24 protein-coding genes are annotated in these 22,738 nt (G+C 59.1%); 3 read left to right on the plus strand and 21 right to left on the minus strand.

Going from position 1 to position 22,738, the window contains the following annotated elements; translation table 11 throughout:
• Positions 1-36: 36 nt before the first annotated feature.
• From recQ to mca, 3 genes are read right to left on the minus strand one after another with little or no spacing between them, the layout of a single operon-like run.
• Positions 37-1,881 (minus strand): DNA helicase RecQ, encoded by a 1,845-nt coding sequence (gene recQ / locus FW756_RS01895; protein ID WP_446428487.1) that lies wholly within the window; start codon positions 1,879-1,881, stop codon positions 37-39.
• Positions 1,882-1,896: 15 nt separating this feature from the next.
• On the minus strand, positions 1,897-2,145 hold the full coding sequence (locus FW756_RS01900) for a hypothetical protein (protein WP_446428488.1): 249 nt from the start codon (positions 2,143-2,145) through the stop codon (positions 1,897-1,899).
• A complete protein-coding gene (gene mca / locus FW756_RS01905; RefSeq protein ID WP_446428489.1) occupies positions 2,142-3,008 on the minus strand; it encodes a mycothiol conjugate amidase Mca in 867 nt (288 codons plus the stop codon). The genes FW756_RS01900 and mca overlap by 4 nt, the downstream gene beginning before the upstream one ends.
• Positions 3,009-3,102: 94 nt before the next feature.
• On the opposite strand from mca, the gene FW756_RS01910 reads away from it, so the two are divergent.
• On the plus strand, positions 3,103-3,507 hold the full coding sequence (locus FW756_RS01910) for a DUF4307 domain-containing protein (RefSeq protein ID WP_446428490.1): 405 nt from the start codon (positions 3,103-3,105) through the stop codon (positions 3,505-3,507).
• Positions 3,508-3,604: 97 nt separating this feature from the next.
• Here FW756_RS01910 and FW756_RS01915 read toward each other — a convergent pair whose 3' ends face one another.
• On the minus strand, positions 3,605-4,252 hold the full coding sequence (locus FW756_RS01915) for a hypothetical protein (RefSeq protein ID WP_446428491.1): 648 nt from the start codon (positions 4,250-4,252) through the stop codon (positions 3,605-3,607).
• Between the two features lie 150 nt (positions 4,253-4,402).
• Between FW756_RS01915 and greA the strand changes: the two genes are divergently transcribed.
• Entirely contained in the window at positions 4,403-4,888 is a 486-nt protein-coding gene (gene greA, locus FW756_RS01920; RefSeq protein WP_446428492.1) for a transcription elongation factor GreA, read from the plus strand.
• A gap of 80 nt (positions 4,889-4,968) precedes the next feature.
• On the opposite strand, the gene FW756_RS01925 is transcribed toward greA, so the two are convergent.
• The 11 genes from FW756_RS01925 to FW756_RS01975 all read right to left on the minus strand — a co-directional run bounded on the left by FW756_RS01925 (position 4,969) and on the right by FW756_RS01975 (position 15,977).
• Positions 4,969-5,877: an amino acid ABC transporter permease gene (locus FW756_RS01925; protein WP_446428493.1), complete on the minus strand. Its 909-nt coding sequence runs from the start codon at positions 5,875-5,877 to the stop codon at positions 4,969-4,971.
• Positions 5,874-6,530: an amino acid ABC transporter permease gene (locus FW756_RS01930; protein ID WP_446428494.1), complete on the minus strand. Its 657-nt coding sequence runs from the start codon at positions 6,528-6,530 to the stop codon at positions 5,874-5,876. The genes FW756_RS01925 and FW756_RS01930 overlap by 4 nt, the downstream gene beginning before the upstream one ends.
• Before the next feature lie 77 nt (positions 6,531-6,607).
• Positions 6,608-7,513, minus strand: a complete 906-nt coding sequence (locus tag FW756_RS01935; RefSeq protein WP_446428495.1) for a glutamate ABC transporter substrate-binding protein — start codon at positions 7,511-7,513, stop codon at positions 6,608-6,610.
• 50 nt (positions 7,514-7,563) lie between these two features.
• Positions 7,564-8,310, minus strand: a complete 747-nt coding sequence (locus tag FW756_RS01940) for an amino acid ABC transporter ATP-binding protein (protein WP_446428496.1) — start codon at positions 8,308-8,310, stop codon at positions 7,564-7,566.
• 275 nt (positions 8,311-8,585) lie between these two features.
• Positions 8,586-9,557: a TAXI family TRAP transporter solute-binding subunit gene (locus tag FW756_RS01945; RefSeq protein WP_446428497.1), complete on the minus strand. Its 972-nt coding sequence runs from the start codon at positions 9,555-9,557 to the stop codon at positions 8,586-8,588.
• Positions 9,554-10,933 carry a sensor histidine kinase gene (locus FW756_RS01950; protein ID WP_446428498.1) on the minus strand — a complete coding sequence of 460 codons (1,380 nt, stop codon included), beginning with the start codon at positions 10,931-10,933 and terminating at the stop codon, positions 9,554-9,556. Before FW756_RS01950 ends, FW756_RS01945 begins: the two co-directional genes overlap by 4 nt.
• 3 nt (positions 10,934-10,936) lie before the next feature.
• A complete protein-coding gene (locus FW756_RS01955) occupies positions 10,937-11,608 on the minus strand; it encodes a response regulator transcription factor (RefSeq protein WP_446428499.1) in 672 nt (223 codons plus the stop codon).
• A gap of 189 nt (positions 11,609-11,797) precedes the next feature.
• Positions 11,798-13,042 (minus strand): threonine ammonia-lyase, encoded by a 1,245-nt coding sequence (gene ilvA, locus FW756_RS01960; RefSeq protein WP_446428500.1) that lies wholly within the window; start codon positions 13,040-13,042, stop codon positions 11,798-11,800.
• A complete protein-coding gene (locus FW756_RS01965) occupies positions 13,039-14,244 on the minus strand; it encodes an AI-2E family transporter (protein WP_446428501.1) in 1,206 nt (401 codons plus the stop codon). Before FW756_RS01965 ends, ilvA begins: the two co-directional genes overlap by 4 nt.
• 120 nt (positions 14,245-14,364) lie before the next feature.
• On the minus strand, positions 14,365-14,658 hold the full coding sequence (locus FW756_RS01970) for a hypothetical protein (protein WP_446428731.1): 294 nt from the start codon (positions 14,656-14,658) through the stop codon (positions 14,365-14,367).
• Positions 14,658-15,977 (minus strand): anion permease, encoded by a 1,320-nt coding sequence (locus FW756_RS01975; RefSeq protein WP_446428502.1) that lies wholly within the window; start codon positions 15,975-15,977, stop codon positions 14,658-14,660. The genes FW756_RS01970 and FW756_RS01975 overlap by 1 nt, the downstream gene beginning before the upstream one ends.
• Before the next feature lie 215 nt (positions 15,978-16,192).
• On the opposite strand from FW756_RS01975, the gene FW756_RS01980 reads away from it, so the two are divergent.
• A complete protein-coding gene (locus FW756_RS01980) occupies positions 16,193-16,468 on the plus strand; it encodes a mycoredoxin (RefSeq protein WP_446428503.1) in 276 nt (91 codons plus the stop codon).
• Between the two features lie 86 nt (positions 16,469-16,554).
• Here the strand turns inward: FW756_RS01980 and FW756_RS01985 are convergent, their stop codons facing one another.
• From FW756_RS01985 to truB, 6 genes are all read right to left on the minus strand, one after another.
• On the minus strand, positions 16,555-17,568 hold the full coding sequence (locus FW756_RS01985; protein ID WP_446428504.1) for an ATP-dependent 6-phosphofructokinase: 1,014 nt from the start codon (positions 17,566-17,568) through the stop codon (positions 16,555-16,557).
• A gap of 91 nt (positions 17,569-17,659) precedes the next feature.
• Positions 17,660-19,801 carry a DEAD/DEAH box helicase gene (locus FW756_RS01990; RefSeq protein WP_446428505.1) on the minus strand — a complete coding sequence of 714 codons (2,142 nt, stop codon included), beginning with the start codon at positions 19,799-19,801 and terminating at the stop codon, positions 17,660-17,662.
• An 89-nt stretch (positions 19,802-19,890) separates the two neighbouring features.
• On the minus strand, positions 19,891-20,832 hold the full coding sequence (locus FW756_RS01995) for a bifunctional riboflavin kinase/FAD synthetase (protein WP_446428506.1): 942 nt from the start codon (positions 20,830-20,832) through the stop codon (positions 19,891-19,893).
• Positions 20,833-20,835: 3 nt separating this feature from the next.
• Positions 20,836-21,282, minus strand: coding sequence for a hypothetical protein (locus FW756_RS02000; protein ID WP_446428507.1), 447 nt, complete (start codon positions 21,280-21,282; stop codon positions 20,836-20,838).
• A gap of 41 nt (positions 21,283-21,323) precedes the next feature.
• Complete coding sequence (locus tag FW756_RS02005; protein ID WP_446428508.1) at positions 21,324-21,689, minus strand: hypothetical protein; 366 nt, start codon at positions 21,687-21,689, stop codon at positions 21,324-21,326.
• Complete coding sequence (gene truB, locus FW756_RS02010) at positions 21,686-22,672, minus strand: tRNA pseudouridine(55) synthase TruB (protein WP_446428509.1); 987 nt, start codon at positions 22,670-22,672, stop codon at positions 21,686-21,688. The genes FW756_RS02005 and truB overlap by 4 nt, the downstream gene beginning before the upstream one ends.
• Positions 22,673-22,738 lie beyond the last annotated feature (66 nt).

Here is a 22,738-nt window from a genome sequence, read left to right on the forward strand (position 1 = left end):
ATCGCAGCAGCGACCACACGTTCAATGATGAAGTGACTACCGGCCGCCCATCACCTGGAGCACAGCGGCACCGTAGCGCTCGAGTTTCACTTCGCCAATGCCTGAGATGGCGAGCAGCCCGACGTCGTCCTGTGGCTGATGCTTCGCAAGCGCTGCGAGTGTCGCATCTCCGAACACGACATACCCTGGCACGCCCTGTTCCTGCGCTTCGCCAGCTCGCCACACACGCAACCGTTCGAAGACCTCAGTCTGTTCCGGGGTGAGTTCGGCTGCTGCCGCGGATCTTTTCCCGCTGCCGCCGGATCCACCACGTGCAGAACCGCTTGCCGCTGCGCGTGCCACCACTTCCTCGCGCATCATGACCTGGCGTTCTCCGCGCTGCACGGCGACGGCTTCCTCAGTGGGCTGCAAGACGCCCCACTCGCCGCGTGACTCGACAATGCCAACTGCGATGAGGTGGCGAACTACTCCGCGCCACTGTGCAACGGAGAGATCTTTACCGATCCCCCACGTAGAAATCTCATCTAGCTTGAGCAAACTCGTTCGTTCTGAGGCGGTACCGCGCAACACATCAATGTGCTGACCTGCGGCGAATGTCCGGCCGCGTTCCCGGTGAATACGAATGATGGTGGAGAGCAGCTTCTGGGCAGGAATCGTCGCGTCCCAGAGCTTTGGTGGATCGAGGCAGACATCACAGTTGCCGCAGTTTTCATCTGCCGCCCGGTTGCTCTCGCCGAAATAGTTCAACAGGAAACCACGTCGACACGTCACGGTCTCACACAGCGCGAGCATATGCCCGAGGTGCTGGGTTTGATTCAGTTTGGTGGCAACATCGCCGTCATTGTTCTCGATCATCTGGCGCTGCTGCACGACGTCCTGCAGGCCGTATGCCATCCAGGCTTCAGAGGGGGCGCCATCGCGACCTGCGCGACCGGTCTCTTGGTAGTAGCCCTCGATCGATTTTGGCAGGTCAATGTGTGCAACAAAGCGCACGTCTGGCTTGTCGATGCCCATGCCAAATGCAATTGTGGCCACCACGACGACGCCGTCTTCACCGAGGAATCGACGCTGCGTATTCAATCGCTGCTCTGCAGGCAGACCCGCGTGGTACGGCATCGCATCGATGCCTGCTTGGCGAAGAGCCGTCGCAGTCTGTTCGACCTTCTTCCGGCTCAGCGCGTAGACGATACCTGCGTCTCCTGCATGGTTATCACGCACGAACGAAATGAGCTGCGCACGTGCGTTCTGCTTCGAGGCGATCTGATATTTGATATTCGGACGGTCAAAGCTCGAGACGAAGTGTCTGGCGTTGCCAAGATGGAGGCGCTCGGTCAGTTCTTGGTGCGTCGCCGGAGTTGCGGTCGCTGTCAGCGCGATCCGAGGCACTTCGGGCCACACCTCAGCGAGCATGCCGAGCCGAAGATAGTCAGGGCGGAAGTCGTGGCCCCACTGTGACACACAGTGTGCCTCATCAATCGCGAAGAGCGAGATGTTGCCGCGCTGCAAGAACTCGACGGTCGCTGGAACAGCAAGCCGCTCAGGCGCCAGATAGAGGACCTCAAGCGTCCCCGCGAGAAACTGTCGTTCAACGTCGGCCCGCTCTTCTGGAGACATCGCCGAATTCAGTGCGCCTGCGTTTACCCCCGCTAGCCGGAGCGCCATAACCTGGTCGTGCATGAGCGCGACCAGGGGCGACAAAACGACGCCGGTTCCCTCACGTACAAGCGCGGGGATCTGGTAACACAGCGATTTACCGCCGCCAGTCGGCATGAGCACGACCGCGTCACCACCACCAACAACGTGGTCAATGATCGCGGCCTGCTCGCCGCGGAACGCTTCATAGCCGAAGACGTCCCGCAGCACCGACTCCGGTGTCACCACAGGAAGCGCGCCGGATTAGGCGGTCGGGTTCGCGTCTGGCGTTGCCGAAGCTTCGCCACCTGCGAGCTCGTTGGCGATGTCTTCCCGAACCTCTGCGCGGTACTGGCTGCGGCGAATGCGACGCACGAGCAGGAAGCCGAGGACGATCACCGCTGCAGCGAACAGCGCCGTAAACAGGAAGCCCTCTACACCCGGTGAGACGGCGTTCGCGTCGAACTCAGTCTCGGTCTCAAGCGCCCAGGTGGTCAGTGCGGTGATACTCACGCGTTCTCCTCAATTCCTTGGAACAAATCAGTCTCAAACTCGCTCGTCATCACTCGTGATGCGGCAAGGCGGTAATCCTCGAACGGCCAGGCCTGGCGTTGCAGGTCGTTTGGCCAGAAGAAGAAATTGCTGTCAGGTGCAACTTGGCTCGCGTGTGCGCGAAGCGCCTCATCTCGCTTCTCAAAGAAGCGACTCACGTCGACCTTTGCTGTACCGGAATAGCCGCGCTTACTCATCCAGTCACGCAGCTCAGTGAACTGTGGCAGCAGCTCTGACTCAGGATCATTCGCTTCAAGCCAGTTGTACACGGCGTTCACACGCTCAGAGTTGAAGATCTCTTCGTAGTACATCTTCTTGATCGTCCACGGCTCGCCGGCCTCTGGGAATGACTCTGCGTCGCCCGAAAGGTCCCAAGCGATCTTGCTGATTTCGTGGCAACGAATGTGATCAGGGTGCGGGTAGCCGCCCTGCTCGTTGTACGTAATCATGACGTGCGGCTGAAAGTCACGCACGATGCCGACAAGCACCTCTGCAGAGATCTCGGTCGGCACCTTTGCGAAGCAGTTTTCAGGCAGCGGATCGCCAGCCTCTGGCAACCCAGAATCCTCGTAGCCGAGCCACGTGTGCTCAAACCCGATGATCTCTTGCGCACGCTCCATTTCTGCGCGTCGCACTCCCGCGAGGTCACGACGGCTGCGTGGATCGCGCGCGACGAGCTCGTTGAGCACATCCCCGCGTTCCCCACCGGTGCAACTCACGATCAGCACTTCTACCCCTTGTTCGAGGTAGTGCGCGTACGTTGCTGCACCCTTGCTGGACTCGTCGTCAGGGTGCGCATGCACCGCGATAAGCCTGAGCGTCATCCGCATCCCTTCCATGTCTCTCCCGGGAGAGACCGCTACGCTGGCATTTGGACTCAATTCTAGTAGGCCAAAAATTATCAAGCTGGAGGTTCCCGTGACGTCGCATGACGCCCTCGCTGATCGGTATGGCGCTGGCCGCAATAAGCGGATCGATCGCCGTGTCGGCTGGAGCATTGCAGCCATCGCAATTCTCGCGGGTCTCGCGGTCGTCTTTTTTGGCGGCTGGGAGAAAAACAACCAGATCAACATGCAAAACATCGGCATGGACATCATCGATGAGCAGACCGTTTCTGCACGTTTTTCGGTGACTGCGCCTGCCGACGTGAAAGTGGCATGTTCCGTCGAAGCGCTGAACCGCGCGAAGGCAACTGTTGGGTGGAAGGTCGTTGAGATCCCCACCGATCAGGCCACGAACCACAAGGTGTCGACCGAGCTGAAGACGACTGGCCCCGCAGTATCTGCCGCTGCGCACGAATGCTGGGCTGTCGACACTCAGTAGACGCCCCGTTGCACGCCCCAATGGGCTTGTCGATACGGCTCAGCTAAACACCGCGCATTGCAGCCGCATGGCTACTCCCCTAAAGCGGCGGGTGACCTTACAGCCCTGACGTACGGATCAGTACGTGCCCGCGCGAACCAGACATGCGTGTCCATGTTCGCGATTTGACGACGCGCAATGTCGTTTCATCACGCAGGAATCCCATGGTCTCCGCAGCAAATGCTGCTGCCGCCGGCAGACCAGGCGCAATTTCAGCGCCCCACACCGAGCGACGCACCTGCTGCACCACGGCTTCGCCGGGTGATTCTGGCAACGCGGTATTGACGCGTTCAATCCCCTGTTCCGCAACGGTCGCAAGCGACTGTGCATCGACGACGCACATCGGATCCCAACCAGCGGTTGGCGGCAATACTCCGGTCCATGCGGCCATCGCGGTCACGTCAGGAACGTCGAGGCTCAAACCGAGCATGCCCATGTGAGCAATTCTGTCGAGCAGGGCACGTCCCTGCACAACAACATCGACGACGGATTCCGGCGCTTCCTTCAGCGCGAAGGCGCGCATGACCAGCACCACCGGTGAAGAGTCAAGCAGTGTCGTCGGGGCTTGGGTGCACCCGTACACAGCGAGCACGGCATCGCGTGTGACGATCCGCACCTCGCTTTCTCCGGCTTTTTGGAGACGTTCGAGGAAAATTCGAAGATCATCACGTGTGGCGTGATCGGCAATCGCAAGCTTCATGGACATTACTCCCCACCTTATCGGCGCTCGCTGATACCCTGGTTGGAGCCCGGGCATCCATCCCCGAGCTTGCCGCGCGTCCACTGCGATATTCGCAGACCGGGCGCGCTCCCGCATTTAGCGGGCACCACTCCCCACGAAAATGGAGCCCATCACATGGCAGACACCACGCAGACCTGGCTGACCCAGGAGGCATTTGACCGACTGCAGGCAGAGCTCGACGAACTGTCGGGCCCCGGTCGCAAGGACATCGCGGCACGCATCGAAGCTGCGCGCGAAGAAGGCGATCTTAAGGAGAATGGCGGCTACCACGCCGCAAAAGATGAGCAGGGCAAGATGGAAGCTCGTATTCGCGACATCGAGGCGCTCCTCAAGACCGTCGTCGTCGGCGAGGCGCCGGAGGCGCAGGGAATTGTCGAGATCGGCACCATCATTACCGCTGAAATCTTCGGCGACAAGACCCGCTTCCTCCTTGGCAGCCGTGAGCTTGCTGACGGATCCGACCTCGACGTATTCAGCGCTGAGAGCCCTCTCGGGAAGGCAATCCTCGGCCTGAAGGTTGGCGACAAGGTCAGCTACGCCGCACCCAACGGCAACCAGATTCCAGTTCAGGTACTCGAGGTTGAGACCTACCAGGGCTAACTCCTCACGCAGTGGTGCCCCGGTGCTTGCCAGCTTGGCAAGCACCGGGGCACCACTGTTTCGGGCGAAGAGAGCTGCCTCTACGAGCGGTCGCGTTCGTCCTCGAGATACTGCACTGCAAGCACCTCGGTCACGGGACGATCATGCTGACGCGGATCAGGTGCTTCACTGCCGCCAGCGCTCACTCGCGCGTGAGACTGGCGCATGCGACGTTCAACGAGACGCGCACACGCCGACAGAATGACGCAGAGCACGATGTAGATACCGCCGATCACAAACGCCGACTGCAACAGCGGTCGCCCAGGCGAACTACTCATCAGCTTCGCGAGATACAACAGCTCTGGGTAGGTAATGATGAAGCCAAGCGCAGTGTCTTTCATCGTGACAACGAGCTGAGCCACAAGCACTGGCAGCATTGCGCGGATCGCCTGCGGCAGGAGAATCAGTCGCATCACGCCACTCTTTCGCAAGCCAATCGAATAGCCCGCCTCAGCTTGTCCCTGTGGAAGGGCTTCGACCCCGGCGCGAATGGTCTCTGCAATGACTGAGCCGTTGTAGACCATCAGCGCAAGCACAACTGCCCAGTACGGCTCCATTCGAATACCAACACTCGGTAGTCCGTAGTACAACAGCATCATCATGACGAGAACTGGGACCGCACGGCAGATTTCGGTAATCACCAGTGTTGGACGCCGAACCCATGCGTGGTCCGACAGCCGACCGATCGCGAGCACAAATCCAAAGACCATACTGAGCACGGCTGCTGCGGCGAACGCCGCAAGTGTTTTGCCAAGTGCCTGGGCAATCTGGACCCACACCGTTGTGTAGGTGAACACTTGCCACTTTGCCGCTGAAAATTGGCCCGACAGCGCAAAGCGATACACGATGGCCGCAACGATTGCGGCGACCACCACGACCGTCACCACCGCAAGTACCCGATGGCGTCGCTCGGCCTTTGGGCCAGGAACGTCGTACAGCATTGCGGTCATCGCACGATCCTCCACTTCCTTTCAAGCCGGTTCTGCATCACACTCAAGATGAACACCAGCACCACAAACACCGCTGCTACCCAAAGCAGCACTTCCATTGGGCTGCCAGGACGGTCGGCAGCATCGTTGATCGTTGCACGCAACGCGGCGAGTTCCGCGACAGAAAACCCTGCAGCGATCGTCGTGTTCTTCAGCAGCGCGATGAACACACTCATCATTGGCGGAACGACCGATCGGAAAGCCTGCGGCAGTACGACAAGCGTCATCACCTGGCCGAATGGCAGGCCAATCGCCCGCGCAGCCTCTGCCTGCCCCACCGGCACGGTTGAGATCCCCGCGCGCAGCACCTCAGCGACATAGGTCGCCGTGTAAATGCCGATCGCGAGAACACACAGCACAATCGTGCTGAGCTTTGGGAGACCAAGTGCGGGGTAACCGAGCACAAAGAAGAAAAAGACCAGCGTCAACGGCGTATTTCGAATGAGATTCACATACGCGGCCCCGACGCCACGAGCGATAGGAACCGGCGAAACACGCATTGCTCCGATGAGGCTGCCAAGAATGAGCGCGATGATGCCACCGCCGAAGAACACAATCAGGGTGTTCTTCGTGGCGGTACCCCAAAGGTCGAGGTTTCCGAAGATGACGTCCATGCGTCTTCCTCTCTCAAACAGGCTGAGTGTGGGGCGAGCCCGCCCCACACTCAGGAACGATAGGAATTCGACGTCGCCTAGTAGGCGTCGACCTTGGGCTGATCTACAACGATTCCTGAGGAGCCAAGATTGTTCTTGAAGATTGCTTTCCAGATGTCGCCACCATCAGTCAGCACCGTATTGATCCAAGTACGCAATGCATCGTCACCCTTCGGAAGGCCGACGCCATACAGCTCTTGTGTGAAGAGGCCTCCCGTGACTTTGATGTCTTCTGGGTACTGCGCTGCATAGCCGATGAGGATCGCCTGGTCAGTTGTGACAGCGTCTACCTGCCCGTTGATGAGGTCCTCGACACACGCTGAGTACAGGTCATATTCCTGCGTCTTGATTCCGGGGAAGTTTGCCTTGATGTTCTGAATCGGGGTCGAACCAGTTGCAGAACAGACAGTCTTGCCGTCAAGCTCTTCGATCGTGGTGACCTCTGGCGCATCCTGTGCAACGAGCAGGCCCTGGCCGGTCTCAAAGTACGGCCCAGCAAAGTCGATGTCTTGCTTGCGCTTGTCATTTATCGAGTACGTGCCGACGTAGTAATCGATGTCACCGTTTTTAATTGCCTGTTCACGGTTCACCGAAGCGATCGCTTTGAAAGTGATCTGTTCTTCGTCGAAGCCGAGCGAAGCTGCGATCCAACGCGCGGTATCAACGTCGAAGCCCGTGCGTGCTTGCGTGGTGACATCGAGGTACCCGAGGCCAGGCTGATCTTCCTTCACACCGACGATGACGCCACCACGTTCCACCATCGCGTCATACGTTGGGCTGCCTTCGAGTGATACGTCAGTTGCCACCTCCCATGGAGTGCTGGTGGCGCCTGCGCCATCTGTTGCTGAATCCGTCGACGAGTCACCTGGAGAGCCGCTCGCGCAGCCGGTGAGTGCGAGAGCGGCCACAATGCCGAGCCCCGCAATGAGACGTGTACGTCGCATGGTGTCTTCCTTTCATTGTGTGCGCGCCGAGAGACGGCCACGCACGTGACTTAGTGGGTGATGAGTTTGGACAAGAAGTCTTTTGCGCGCTCGCTCTGCGGGTGCAGGAAGAACTCGTCAGGAGTCGCCTGCTCGATAATGCGGCCGTCAGCCATGAACACCACGCGATCCGCCGCTTTGCGCGCGAACCCCATCTCATGGGTGACGACGATCATCGTCATTCCTTGCTGCGCGAGCTGCACCATGACGTCGAGCACCTCAGTGATCATCTCTGGATCAAGGGCAGACGTTGGCTCGTCAAAAAGCATGACCTTCGGTTGCATCGCGAGCGCCCGAGCGATGGCCACGCGCTGCTGCTGACCACCAGACAGCTGTGCTGGCAGTTTCGCTGACTGCTTGTCGACGCCAACACGGGCGAGCAGTTCCATCGCCTCGCGCTCAGCATCTGCCGGTTTCATTCCTCGGACGCGGATCGGACCGAGCGTCACATTTTCGAGAATCGTGAGGTGCGCGAACAGATTGAAGGATTGGAACACCATGCCAACATCTGCACGCAACTGTGCAAGTCCGCGCCCCTCCGCGGGGAGCTCCGTACCGTCGATGCGGATCGCACCGCTCGTAATCGTTTCAAGCCGGTTAATCGTGCGGCACAGCGTTGACTTGCCAGAGCCGGATGGCCCAACGATCACCACGACTTCGCCAGCATTCACCGACAGATTGACATCAGTCAATGCTTGAAACTCGCCATAGTGCTTTTGCACGTTCTCTACGACGACAAGCGGTTCGTTCGCGCTCATCTTGCCTCCACCGTTGGATTCGTTCGTCCGAAGCGAGTGCGCTGGGACGTTGGTCATTCGACGGTTCAACGCAGAGGCATCGCGAGACATGTATCGATCTCGCGGTATCAGGGGGTCGATCGCTTCATCGTTGAACCGGTCAGATCATCACGTTAGAGGTGGATGTTGCTCGGGTTCAGCCACTTGAGCTGATCTTGAGGAAGCGCTTGAGCATTACTTGAGGTTTGTGCTCATTTGGGTGAAGTTGGCAGCCAGTTTGCCGCTTGCGTGGCTTGCTAGTGACGCTGAGATCTGTAGTACTCCGCTGCACCAGGATGCAACGGCAGCTGGCCAGTAAAGATTGCTTCGCGTATGTCGAGCAGCGCTGCGGCAGGCACCTGCCGAGCAATCGCAGCACGCCCAGCAAACAGGCTGTTCGCGACCTCGCGGATCTCACCTCGGTCAGCATCGGCCGCCGTGACCAGGTAGTTCGGGATTGTCATGGTTCGAGTCCCGTCGTCGATGCCGTACGTGCCACGTGGCAGTTCGGATAGGCCATAGACGTCAGCATGATCCGCATTGAGCTGATCAAGGATGTCAGGTGTCACAGGAAGGATGCGGATCGGAAATGCCTCCGCCAGTTCAGATACGCCGGGCGTAGGAATCGCACCAACCCAGAAAAACGCATCGATCTCTTCGCTTTGCAACGCCTTCGCAGCTTGTTGTGTGCCAAGGGTCACCCAATCGCTGACATCATCGCTACTCAGGCCATCTCCCGCTCGAATACCAGCGGCTTCGAGAATTCGGTGTGCAATGACCTGCACGCCAGATCCGGGCGAGCCAAGCGAAATTCTGGCATCTGCAAGGTCAGAAATTGACACAAACTCCGAGTCCCTCGCAACCACGATGTGGACGTACTCGTCATACAGTCGGGACACCGCTGCGAGCTCAAGCTGCTCAGAAAAGTCGCCCGCTCCCGTCAGCGCATCTGCGACGGTGTCACCTTGTGCGAAGCCAAGCAGCGCCTCTCCACTCCCGATACGCTGCAGATTCTCTACCGACCCGTCTGTCTGGACAACCGTTGCCTCACGGCCAGTGTTCGCCGAAAGCTCGGTTGCCAGCATGCTGCCGTAGGCGTGATACACCCCGCCAGGGTTACCACCAGCGATCACCACAGGGTCGTGTTGCTGATTACAGGAAGTCAGCATGAACATCCCGATGAGCGCGAGGACGGTCGATAGGATTCTGCGCGAACGCCCGGTGTTCATACCAAATCACCCACTGCAGTGAATCGAAGTTCCACGTGCAACCCACCACCCTCTGGTGATTCCAAGAGCAGTTGCCCATTGGTGCTTTCAAGGAGTTGGGTCGCAATCGACAGCCCGAGACCAGATCCCGCAACGTTCTGGTCTCGGGTGTTACGCCAGAATCTCCCCTTTGCTCGCTCAAGGTCTGACGTTGCGAGACCTGGTCCGCTATCGCAAACGATGATCCGCGCCCCGTCAACAGTCTTTTCAGCGCTCACCTCGATTCGACCGCCCCTTGGTGAAAACTTCACTGCGTTATCGAGTACAGCGTCAAGCGCGCTTTCAATCGCAGTGCGATCACCAACGAGCATGAGTCCCGGTTCAGACTGCACCATCACTCGAATGTATTTTTGGCGCGCGACTTCCCGCCACGCCAGCGCGCGACCGCGGGCAATTTCACCAAGATCCACGGTGAGACAAGCAACTTCTTTTTGGTTCGACCTGGCAAGACGCAGGAGAGTGTCGAGGATCTGCGTCATCCGCTTGCCATCATCTCTTGTCTTTTCGATGTCGTCTGCCCACTCCTCGCCAAGCCCAGTTGCCAGTACTTCGACGCGCATGAGCAGTGCGCCAAGCGGATTCCGTAGTTCGTGCGATGCGTTGAGCACGAACTCCTGCTGCCGGGTCACAACCTGGTCAATCTCGGCCGCCATCGTATTGAAAAGTCGAATCTGAGATTGTAATTCCGGCGGTCCCGTTGTGTCGACGATGCGTGCCTCCATCTCTCCTCGGGCGAAGGCTTGCATGGCATCATCGACTCTCCGCAGCGGAGCCAACACCCACGTCGAGAGCCTGAGAATCACCAGGGTCGCAAGCCCAACGATGAGAACTGAGACCCCACCGAGCAGCAACCACTGACCCCAAATATTACGACTCGTCTGTTCGACGCTCACGCCGATGTACACGGCGCCGGTGACGAACCCGTCTTTCACAATCGGTTCGACGATCGTCGCTGGCTGCTGGGACCAGGGCAACACACCTGTCGCCACTTCCCCACGCCTTCCCGAGAGCGCAAGCGTCACGGCAGGCCGAATGGCCTCAGTCGTTGCAACGTCCCAGGAGTCCGTAGCTGCCCAGACCTCACCGGCACGGTCAAACACCGCAATCTCTGCGCCGTACAGTTCTCCGTATCGTTCCATGTCAGACGCAATACCGGTTGGATTGTTGTCGGTGAGTGCCTGCCGTGCAACCGACAAGAAATAGTGCGCATCGCCGAGTTGCTGGTTCGAAAGCCGTTGTTCCGCAGTACGTGCGAGGCTCCAGGCGTACGCCCCGCCGAGCACCATGATCACCACGATGAAGGGCGTGAGGAACGCGATGACAAACCGCTTTCGCATCTCTCAGCTCACTGCGAGTCGATACCCGAGCCCGCGCACGGTTTCAATGAGCGAATTGGGATCGAGTTTGCGGCGGATCGACCCAACGTGCACCTCGAGCGACCGGTTGAAGCCTGACCAGTCTGTGCCCCACACCTCTCGAATGATGCGGTCCCGTGGTACCGGGACTCCCGGGTATCGTGCGAGCACCTCAAGAATCTCAAACTCCTTTGGCGTGAGTTCAATCGCGGTTGAGGCCACCGTTGCATAGCGATTCGTGATGTCAATGTAGACGTCCTGCGCGTCAATCACGAGGCGAGGTTCGCCGAGGCCAGGCACCGTACGAGAGCGTCGGGTCACCGCCTCAATTCGAGCGACGAGTTCACGCACGTCGTATGGCTTCACCACGAAGTCATCTGCCCCAGCGTGCAAACCTCGAATGCGTTCTTCCACTTGGCTTCGGGCAGTTGCGATAATAATCGGCACGCCAGAAAAGGCGCGGATCCGCCGACACACATCAATTCCATCAATATCTGGCAGACCAAGATCCAGAATCACCGCTTCGGTCTCAGGAACGACAGCGTCAATCGCAGCTGCGCCGTCTGTTGCTCGGTGCACGCTATACCCAGACCTCGCCAGAAACGCGCTCAACGCATCTGAAACCCGTTCGTCATCTTCGACAACCAGAATCTCCACCGGAAGTACACCTCTCTGTTGTGCCCCCTTAACCCACCACCTTAGGGGGTGAAATCGGACGCATCAAAAGATGTGGTGTGCAACTTGTGGTTCTTCCACACATAGCGACACGCACGACACAGAGTTGAAGGCGCCCTCCCAACAAGACTGTTGGAAGGGCGCCTTCAGGTGTGCAAATACCTGCGAACGTCAGTAGCGTTCACCGACTCTAACTGAGTAGCCCTCTGCACGAAGTGCCTCGACCACCTCGGCACCGTGATCAGAACCCCGCGTCTCAATATGAAGTTCAAGCTCGACTTCACTGATAGGAAGTTCAGTCGCATGTCGGGTGTGCAAGACCTCAACGACATTCGCATTGTGCTCTGCAACGATCGTCGCTGTGCGCACCAACTGGCCAGGAACATCAGGAAGCAGGATGCGCAGCTTCAGGTAGCGTTTCGACGCAGCAAGACCATGACCGATCACGCGCTGCAGCAGCAGCGGGTCAATGTTGCCACCGGAGAGGATCGTCGCGGTCTTACCCGTGACCTTGATCTTTCCAGCGAGCATCGCAGCCACACCCGCTGCACCCGCAGGCTCAACAACGAGCTTTGTGCGCTCGATGAGCATGACGATCGCCCGAGCAATATCATCGTCGCTCACTGTGACCACTTCATCAACGTAGTCGCGGATCAGTCCGAAGTTCAACGAGCCGGGACGCGCGACGGCAATGCCATCGGCGATTGTCGGACGAGTTTCGATTGTGACAGGCTCACCAGCTTTAAGCGACACCGGGTAGGGTGCGGCGTTCTCAGCTTGTACGCCAATGACGCGCATCTGACGACCATGTTCAGCAGCCCACTTCTTCGCAGCAACAGCGATGCCAGCGATTAGACCGCCACCACCAATCGGCACGACGATGTTTTCGATCTCAGGCTCAAGCTCAAGCATCTCGAGCGCAACGGTCCCCTGCCCCTCGACAACCGCGGGGTCATCGAACGGTGGAATGAAGATTGCGCCCTGCTTCTTGACGAAGGCCTGCGCCGCGGCATTCGTCGCGTCAAAGGTTTGACCGACGAGTTCGACATTTGCGCCGTACCCACGGGTCGCCTGAAGTTTGGGCAGTGCAACGCCAAGTGGCATGAAGATCGTTGCGGTGATACCGAGTTCACGCGCGGCGTAAGCGACGCCCTGTGCATGATTGCCCGCAGATGCTGCAACGACGCCACGTGCCCGCTCCTCAGCGGTGAGCTGCGAGAGTCGGTTGTATGCACCGCGAAGCTTGTATGCACCAGTGCGCTGAAGATTCTCACACTTCAAGAACACGTTGGGTACATCGAGCAGCTCAGCGAGATACCGCGAAGACTCAAGCGGGGTCTTGCGGGTCACCTGGTGCACAACACCGAGCGTCCGCTCAAAGTCAGCGAGTTCGGGTGAGCCGTTCTGCCAGGTCATGCGTTTCCTCCTCTGCGCGTGATCCGCGCAATGTATTTCGCTCGAGATTTTGCTTCGTGTTTGACGTGGTCTCTTCGATGAAACTCAGCCGCCGGGTCTATATTTGGGTCCCATTTCTTCTGCACGAGCGTGTTCACGATTGCGTTCGCTGATGCGGCGAGCGGTACAGCAAACAAGGCGCCAGGAATGCCAGCGAGCAATGCACCAGCCGAGACCGCAAGCACGACCCCGAGCGGGTGAACGCGCACGGCGCTACCCATGACGAGCGGCTGCAAAACGTGCCCCTCGATCTGGTTCACGAGAATGACCACACCGAGCATCAGCAGGGCGTTGACTGGCCCGTTGTAGACGAGCGCGATGAACGCAGCAAGCATGCCAGTGGTGATTGCGCCAAGGAACGGAATGAACGAGCCCAGGAACACCAAGATGGCAATAGGAATCGGCAGCGGAACCCCAAGAATTGCAGCACCAATGCCAATGCCGAACGCATCGACGAAGGCGACGAAGATCTGAACGCGAACGTACTGGCCAACCGACAGCCAACCAGCGCGGCCCGCAGCGTCGACAGGCGAATGCGCCTTCGCTGGCAGGAAGCCGACAACCCAGATCCAGATTCGGCGACCATCAATGAGCAAGAAGATCAGCGTGAAGAACGTGAGCAACGCACCCGTGATGAGCTGACCAGCAGAGACGGCAACACCCATGGCACCGCTCCAGATTTCACCCTGGTATTTGCCGAGACTCGAAACGAACTCTTGCAGCCAGCCCTTCATCTGATCGACGGGAAGGCCCCAGCTGTTCTGTTCAACCCAGTGCAGAGACTCCAGCCACACCTGCTCAGAGCGAGTGACGAGATCGTCAAGACCGTTTCGGAGCTGCGACACGATGAGCGTCACGAGCACCCAGAGCGTCGCAAACAGCAGCACGAGTGAAGAAATCACGCCTGACCAGCGTGGCAAACCACGTCGCTCGAACCAGCTGACAATAGGCATCAGCAGTGCAGTGAGCAAAATCGCAATCAGCACAGGCACGACAATAATGCGCACCTGCACAATGCCCCAGAGCAGCGCTGCTGAGGCAATGACAATAATGATCAGTCGCCACGACCAGGCCGCGGCAACACGAATACCGAGCGGTAATTCATATGCCGCGTTTCGCTGGTCCACCGGTTCTACCGGGGATTCACCACGTTGTTCTTCCACAGGAATCAGTCTAGTGAGGTGCGCTTCCTACTGGTGCATGTAATTCACAGTATGGATACGAGGCAACACAATGCAAAAGGGCGGATCAGCTTTCGCCGATCCGCCCGTAAAACAGTGCGATTAACCGTGCAGTGCAGGGACGATCAAGTAGATGCCAATAAGCACGGCAACGCCAGAGAGGCCGAAGCAAACGTATGCTCCTGCGGTTGCCCATGCAGGGCGCCCGTCCTCTTCGAGGTCGTCGTCCTCAGCATCACGTGAGGGGCCGTTGGGTGCTGTCGAGCCGTCAGCAAGACGCGGGGCCGGCTTCGGTGTCGCAAGGAACCGAATACCGAGCGAGTACAGGGCAACGACGAAGACCGACGCGAAGAGCGCTGCGCCGAAGACCTGAACGAATGCGATCCAGTCAATGATCATTTGTCGCCATCCTTCTTCTGCGTCTTCTCTGCTGCAGCGGCTGCCTTCTCGGCCTCACGTGCGGCCTTCTCAGCTTCGCGGACGGCCTTGTCAGAACGCACTGCGCTCTGCGCCACAGGAGTGAGTGGAGGAATAGTGCCGGTCTTCGTGCGAACACGCTTGACCTTGCTCTTACGAATACGAACCGCGTGTCCTGCCTCAGCAACATCGGCAATTGCGTTCGATGCCGTGACGGCGTTACGACGTGAGCGGAAGAAGATGAAACCAATAACGAACGCACCACCGACCGCATCAATGATGATGCCGACCATGCCAAGGTGCGCGATAAATGCTGCAATCGCACCGACAATACCGGCCGCCGGAAGGGTAAAGAGCCAACCCGAGGCGATACGGCCAACGGTGCGCCAACGAACGGTCGATCCACGTCGGCCGAGACCGGAGCCAATGACCGATCCCGAAGCGACCTGCGTCGTCGAAAGCGCAAAACCAAGATGGCTTGACGCAAGAATGGTCGCTGCGGTGCTGACCTCAGCTGCGAAGCCCTGTGCCGGCTTGACGTCGGTCAGGCCTGAACCCATCGTGCGGATGATTCGCCAGCCACCTGAGTAGGTGCCAATTGCAATTGCAAGAGCACAGGTAATAACGACCCACAGGTGCGGCCCGGTATCAGGGGCCTGCATCTTGGCGGCGACCAAGGTCAGGGTAATCACGCCCATGGTCTTCTGCGCATCGTTCGTACCGTGGGCAAGTGCGATCAGCGACGAAGAAACGATCTGTGCGTAACGGAATCGACCACGGCCATCTTTCTTGCCGTCGTGTCGACGCGTGATCGCATACGCAACCTTCGTTGCCGTGAACGCCACGATGCCCGCAGTGAGCGGTGCGATGAGAGCGGGGAGGAGGATCTTCGAGACCAATCCGCCGCCGTTGATAGCACCAAAACCGGCACCGACAACCGCTGCGCCGATCAGTCCGCCGAAGAGCGCGTGCGATGAGCTCGAAGGCAAGCCGTAGAGCCACGTCACCAGGTTCCAAACAACGGCACCAATGAGGCCCGCGAAGATCATTTCTGGCGTGATGAGCACGCCACCTTCGCCTTCATTGATGAGACCGTTTGAAATCGTCTTCGCCACCTCCGTTGAGAGGAATGCGCCGACAAGATTCAGAATGGCCGCCAAAGCGACTGCGGTCTTTGGCTTCAGTGCACCGGTTGCGATGGGCGTCGCCATCGCGTTCGCGGTGTCATGGAAGCCGTTCGTGAAGTCGAAGAAAAGCGCTAGCACGATGACTAGCAAGACGACGATCGTGAGTTCCACCGGTCTCTTTTCGTTTGCATGTAATGCGAATGTCGACGCGCGAGAAACCAACCGCGAGTGGCCGTCCAGTCATACGCTCGTCACTTAATGTTTCCACCTCAGTAACCAGAGGTCAAGCTGAGCGCGCACGTCAAGAGATATGGATTTTCCAGGCGTTCTCAGCCAGAAAATCATAAACTGGGAATTGGCTTGAAACGCCCTGAAAGGAGCACCTCATGAGTGCAGCTGAAATTGCCGATTTCACCCCAGAAAGCGGCGCAATCACTATGTTCTCGACCAGCTGGTGCAGCTATTGCAAGCGTCTGAAGACCATGCTTGACAAAACTGGCATCGCCTACGAGATCGTTGACATTGAGAACACTCCAGGTACTGAAGAACTCGTGAAGTCAGTCAACGGTGGCAACGCAGTCGTTCCGACCGTGGTGTTCCCTGACGGAACTACCGCGACGAACCCGTCGCTCCAGGACGTCCAGGCACGCCTGGGCGCCTAGACGCTCCATACTGTGGTGCTGCGTAGCGCCACAAGGTCAAGAGGGCGGATCTGCTTGCGCGGATCCGCCCCCACTCATTTTCTGCGCTATCCGAAGTTCGTCCGCACCGCAGCGTAACGCTCTTCAGGTACGCGCTTGAGCTTTCCCGCAATCTCCATAATGGGGACTGCCACGATCTCGTCGCCACGCAATGCCATGAGGTTGCCCCATTCGCCCCGAGCAATTGCATCAGCCCCGGCGATACCAGTCCGAGTTGCAAGCACCCGGTCGAATGCAGAAGGCGAGCCACCCCGTTGCAGGTGGCCCAAAACTGTTGCGCGCGTCTCAATACCCGTGCATGCTTCGATGCGCTGGGCAAGCTGGTCGCCGATGCCGTGCGCGCCGCCACGCAGTTCCGCTGGCTCCTCACCTGCGAAGTCGAACCCCTCTGCGACGACAACAAGCGCTGATCGGTCACGATCAGCAACGTGGGTCACCCACTCACATACCTGGTCAAGTGATTCAGGTTGTTCTGGAATGAGCATGACGTGAGCACCACCTGCGATACCAGCGTGCAGCGCGATCCACCCCGCGTCTCGGCCCATCACTTCGAGCACCATGCACCGGTTGTGCGACTCTCCAGTCGTGCGAAGTCGATCGATAGCCTCGGTCGCGATGCCTACCGCGGTGTCGAAACCAAAGGTGTAATCCGTGCCAGCAAGGTCATTGTCGATGGTCTTTGGCAGTCCGAGCACGTTGAAGCCTGCCCCGGCGAGCAGTCCTGCCACCCGTTGAGTCCCGTCACCACCAATGAGAATCATGCCATCAAGGCCGTAATCGGCCATCTTGCTTCGCAAGCCTGCGAATTCTTCTTCCGTCCCATTTTTCGTAGGGAATGGAGACCACCGGCTCGTGCCAATAAACACACCGCCGCGTGGGGAGAGCCCACGAACGGCCTGACGATTCAGCTCAACACACTCGTGTTCGTGAAAGCCGCGCCAGCCGTCAATGAAGCCGACCATCTCAAAGCCGTGTACCTCAGTACCGCGAAGCACCGCTCCACGAATTGCCGCGTTCATTCCCGGACTGTCGCCACCAGAGCACAAGACACCAATCTTCATAGCGTCAGCCTAGCCAACCAACAGTCTGGCTACCGTGTGTCGTGTGTTGTCAGTCGTGCGCGGTGAGCCGTGCCGTGACAGCCCGCAGGGACTAGTTCGCTGCGGTTGCTCGCTCGAGCACGCTCATGAGCGCGAGCAGCTGGACCGGATCGGCGTTCTCTTCTTGCGCTGGAGCCCCATCGAGTGCACGCGCCGCAAGACCGGCTTTGCCATCGATGAGTTCAGCGATCCGCGCATCAATGGTCTGCGCCGCGATGATTCGCCATGCGGTGACAGGCTCGACCTGGCCGATACGGTGCACGCGGTCGATTGCCTGAGTCTGCTCGGCATCAGTCCAGCTGAGTTCAGCAAGGACGACGTTTGAGGAAGCCTGCAGGTTGACACCAACGCCAGCCGCCGTGAGCGAGCAAACCGCGACTGCAACCTCTGGATCCTTGTTGAACGCATCGATCTGTTCCTGACGGAACGTCGCCGTCTGATCGCCGCGAATCGACACGGTCTTCAGACCCATCTCTGCGAGCTGCGCCTCGACGCGATCCATCACGTGAATATGCTTCGCGAAGAATACGACCTTGCCGACCGAGCGAGCAAGCTGTGCCGTGTAGTCGGCGGCAAGCGAGGCCTTGGCCTCACCAATGGTTCGAACCATCGAGAAGACGTTGAGGCCCTCGGCTGAAGCGTTCGCCTCTTCGAGTTCCTGGAGGCAGACCATGCGGATGATCGCTTCGTCAGAGAGCTTCTCCCCCAGCTTGCCGTTCTTCACCACAGTGAAGCGATCAAGCAGCTTACGAGCAAGCTTTGTCTCAGCGTCCCGAATACCGCGGCCGACCTCGTCATCAAGTTCGACAGGAAGATCAACGACGCGCTTCGCGGGAAGATCCGCTGCAACATCAATCTTGCGGCGACGTACGATGCCCATCGAAACGACGCTTTCGCGCGCCGCAGGGTAGAACGCCGGATCGGCGGGAGTCCAGCCGTTATTCTCCAGCTTGGCCATCAGTTCTGGGCCGGGCTTTTCAGCGTCGGTCCAACCGAGGAAGCGCCAGATTGCACGGAAGTCATCGACCTCATTGATGAGCGGGGTACCACTCAGCGCAATCGTCAACGGCTGAATGCCTGGGGTGCGTTCACGAATGCTTTCCGCAATCGACAGCACCGCCTTCGAGCGCTGCGACTGCACGTTCTTGATCATGTGCGCTTCATCAACGACCATGCCCTTGAAGCCGAAGCGTGAGATCCAGCTGAGGTGGCGGTCCAAGATGTCGTAGTTCACGACAAACACGTCTGCAAACGCGTCCATGTCGCGACCATCACCATGGATGACCGTGACCCGACGCTGCGGGGTCCAGCGCTCAACCTCGCGCGCCCAGTTCATCTTCACAACGTTCGGAACGACAACAAGAAGCGGGTACGCGTCCGCAACGGAGGCAGCAAGCACTGACTGCGCCGTCTTACCCAGACCAGGCTCATCAGCGAGCAAGAAGCTCCGGTGGCCGTCACGCACGCTCGCGAGGAACTTCGCCTGATGCTGCATGAGTTCGCGACCCTGTGGCGCGAGTCGATCAGGGGTTGGCGGATCAGGCAACGCCATGCACGCAGCCCCCTGGCCACCCTGCTCGAATGACTTCAGTAGTGGGCTCAACAACTCCCAGTTCGCAAGCCGGACAACTGGTGTCGGGCCGCGCTGTGCGTCCAAACCAGGTGCGAGGAAGGGGTTCGAGAGCATGCGGGCTTCAATGCCTGCAGGCTCGACCTGGCGTTCAGCAAGTTCGGCAGGGACAGCCTTCGCGACGACAGTCTCAACGGGAGCTGGCGCCTCTTCTGGAACATCAATGCCTGCCTGAACGAGCATCTTGCGCTTGAGCACGCGCGTTGCCTCTGGCACGTTTGCCGCCGGTTCGAGCAGCGTGATCAGGCTGGTGTCACGAGCCGCGGTCTTCGCGAGAATCGAAGCGACACCGTCAAGGCGCTTGAGCGTCTCAGCACGCTCGGCCGCGCTGACTTCTTCATCGGTCTTCACGCGTGCACGCTCTTCGCGCATGAGCAGCGCGATTGCCTGGAACTTTGCGCGGTTCTGCGGCGTCGCTTTACCCCGCTGAGCGGAAGCCTCAACTTCGCGCACTGCACGTGCGAGAAGCGGAATAATGCCCTCGTTATGTGTGTGCTTGCGACGGCCATTCGAGCGCGACGAACTCTTCGAAGCAGACTTGCGCGTACCAGCGTTGCTTGCCAATGGATCTCCTGATCGGCGGGGTGTGCTGTTGCGCGCCTAGCAACGTGAATAACACGGAGGCGCAACACCTTATCGACCGAAACCTCGGTCTACGCAGATTCTAGCACCCTGCGGGTCTGCACCACATCATCATGCATCTGTTCGAGCAGCGCGTCGAGCGAGTCGTACTTCTCCATGCCTCGCAAACGTTGCAGGAACTGCACTTCAATCGACTTTCCGTACAGGTCACCAGAGAAGTCGAGAATGAAGGCTTCTACTCGGGATTCAGCATCGGGCGTGAACGTCGGGTTGTTCCCGACCGAGATCGCGGCCTGCCTGCGTTCACCGTCGATGACGGTCCAACCCGCATAGACGCCGTCTGCCGGCACCTTGCCTTCGACGACTCCACCAAGGTTCGCCGTGGGGAACCCGAGGTCGCGGCCACGCGCGTCCCCGTGCACGACGGTGGCGCGGATCGCATAGGTTCGACCGAGCATTCGTGCAGCGGCCTCCATGTCGCCATCTCGCAACGCCTCACGAATCATCGACGAAGACACGTTCCCGACGCCAGGACAGGTCACGCCGTCAACGACCTCGACAGTGAAGCCAAACTCTTTCCCGGCCGCAATAAGCATCGCGGAGTCACCTTGCCCACGGTGTCCGAAGCGGAAGTCTGCGCCGAGAATGATGTGCTTTGCATTGAGCTGCTGCACCAAAACATTGGAGATGAACTCGTCAGCGGGGATGGCCGCAAACTCTGCAGTAAAGTCCACCATGACACAGATATCTACGCCGATATCCGCGAGAAGTTCGAGCCGCTGTTCAGGGCTCGTGAGCGCGACCGGACAGGCTTCAGGTCGCAAGAACCGCATCGGATGATCGGTGAAGGTGAGGACCGTCGATGTGAGGTTCTCCGCCTCAGCGACCTCCTGCATGCGCGCGAGAATGCTGCGATGGCCGAGGTGAATGCCGTCAAACTTGCCGACGGCTACGACCGATCCGCCACTCACCAGATCGGGCGTGACCTGATCTGCCGATGAAACCGTAAGCATGAATTACGCCTTCGCTACTGGACGCGTGCGCCACAGCCAGATGAGGCCGAGAACGGGAAGAACGAGCGGGATCCACACATAGCCAGAGCCAAATTGCGACCAGACGGAAGCGTGCGCAAAGTACTGTGGCACCGTGAAGCTGAGCGTCCCAACGACCAGCACGCCGACGAGCTCAAACGACAGTGCGATCCAGGCGATCTTGCGCCAGACTCCGTGACGCTTGATCAGCGCGATTGAAGCGACGATATAGACGACGCCAGCAAGCGCCGAAAGCGAGTACGCGACGGGCGCTTCGTCGAACTTCGAAATGATCTGGTAGACCGAACGGAACGTTGCTGCAAGCGCAAGCACAATGTATGCCGAGATGAGGACCTTGCCCAACCCACCAAGGCGCTCTGTACTTGCTGTTACTTCACCGGTGCCGGTGGTTACCTGATCGACGTTTGACACCCCAGCAGTCTAACCGAGGTACGACAGTGAAGCTGAGTACGTTAGGCGCCGATCGCCCAAATCACCCACATGCGATAGGTCATGACCGCCACCGCGAGCCCAATCACCGCAAGCACCAGATTTGCCCAACGTGTACGGTCGATCAGCGCCCAGAACCCTGCGCCAATGGGCATGATGAACGCGACGATCAGGTACATCCAGAATTCGAGTGGATCGCCAAGCGCATGATTGCCGGTCATCGGGGCAACAATCGAGATGACGATCTGCACGAGCAAGAGCACAGCGACGAGCAGCATCGCACCGAGGGTGTAGTCGTTCGGTCCAGATTTCTTCGCGGCGTAGAGCGCACACACCACTGCAGCGATCAGTGACACTGCAATCGTGACAACTGTGAACCAGAGAATCATGCTGCGTTTCCTTCGGGAACAGGGAAGTTCGTAATCACGCGGGCGCGACCGCGTTTGATTTCAATGAGTCCGACGAGACGAGGAGCCGCAGCCGGGTCGTTCGTGTCGGCATCAGGATTGATCGCAGGGCCGAGCGCTGCCACCAGCGGTGCGTCGTGTTCGGTCGTCCCGAACTCCACGCGCTTTCCATTGCCAAGATCGAGCGTTTGCTTGGCGTCCAGCTCAATGGTTGGGAAGAGCGTCGCCGCGACCTTAGCCGGGGTCAGGATCTGAGCGATCCGCCCCTCTGCCAACTCAGCGAGCGAGTTCGCGTCGGCAACGCTAAACGGACCAACTGCGGTTCGACGCAGTGCGGTGAGGTGACCGCCGATGCCAAGGTCAGCGCCGAGGTCGCGTGCGAGGGCGCGAATGTACGTGCCAGATGAGCAGTCAATGACCGCTTCGATGTCAACGACGGAGAAATCATCGGTGTTTGTGAGCTTCGGCTCACCCGCCGAAAATCGGTGGATTGTCACCGGACGCTTCTTGAGCTCGACCTGTTCACCAGCGCGCACACGGTCGTATGCGCGCACGCCATCGACCTTGATTGCGCTCACTGCGCTCGGAGCCTGCTCAATTGCGCCAGTCAGAGCCTCGATGCCGGCCTCGATCCGCGCACCGTCTGCGGCGACTGCTCGCACAGCGTCAGACTCTGCGGTCGCAAGTATCTCGCCCTCACGGTCATCGGTCACGGTCGTGATCCCGAGGCGAATCGTCGTCTCGTACGTCTTGTCAAGGCCTACGAGATGCGTAAGGAGGCGGGTGGCTGGGCCAAACCCCAGCACAAGGAGACCAGTTGCCATCGGATCGAGCGTGCCAGCGTGGCCAACCTTGCGAGTACCGAGTGCCCGTCGCGACTTGGCAACAACGTCGTGACTTGTCCATTCCCCTGCTTTGTCAACCAACAGGATGCCGCCCTGGGGATATTCCGCTGCAATACTCACCCGAACAGCCTACCCCGCTGTGAGCGTCAGCTGCGGCCCTGCACGGCACCTTGATTACACTTGGAG

This window comes from Leucobacter sp. 1207-22 (genome assembly GCF_052850455.1).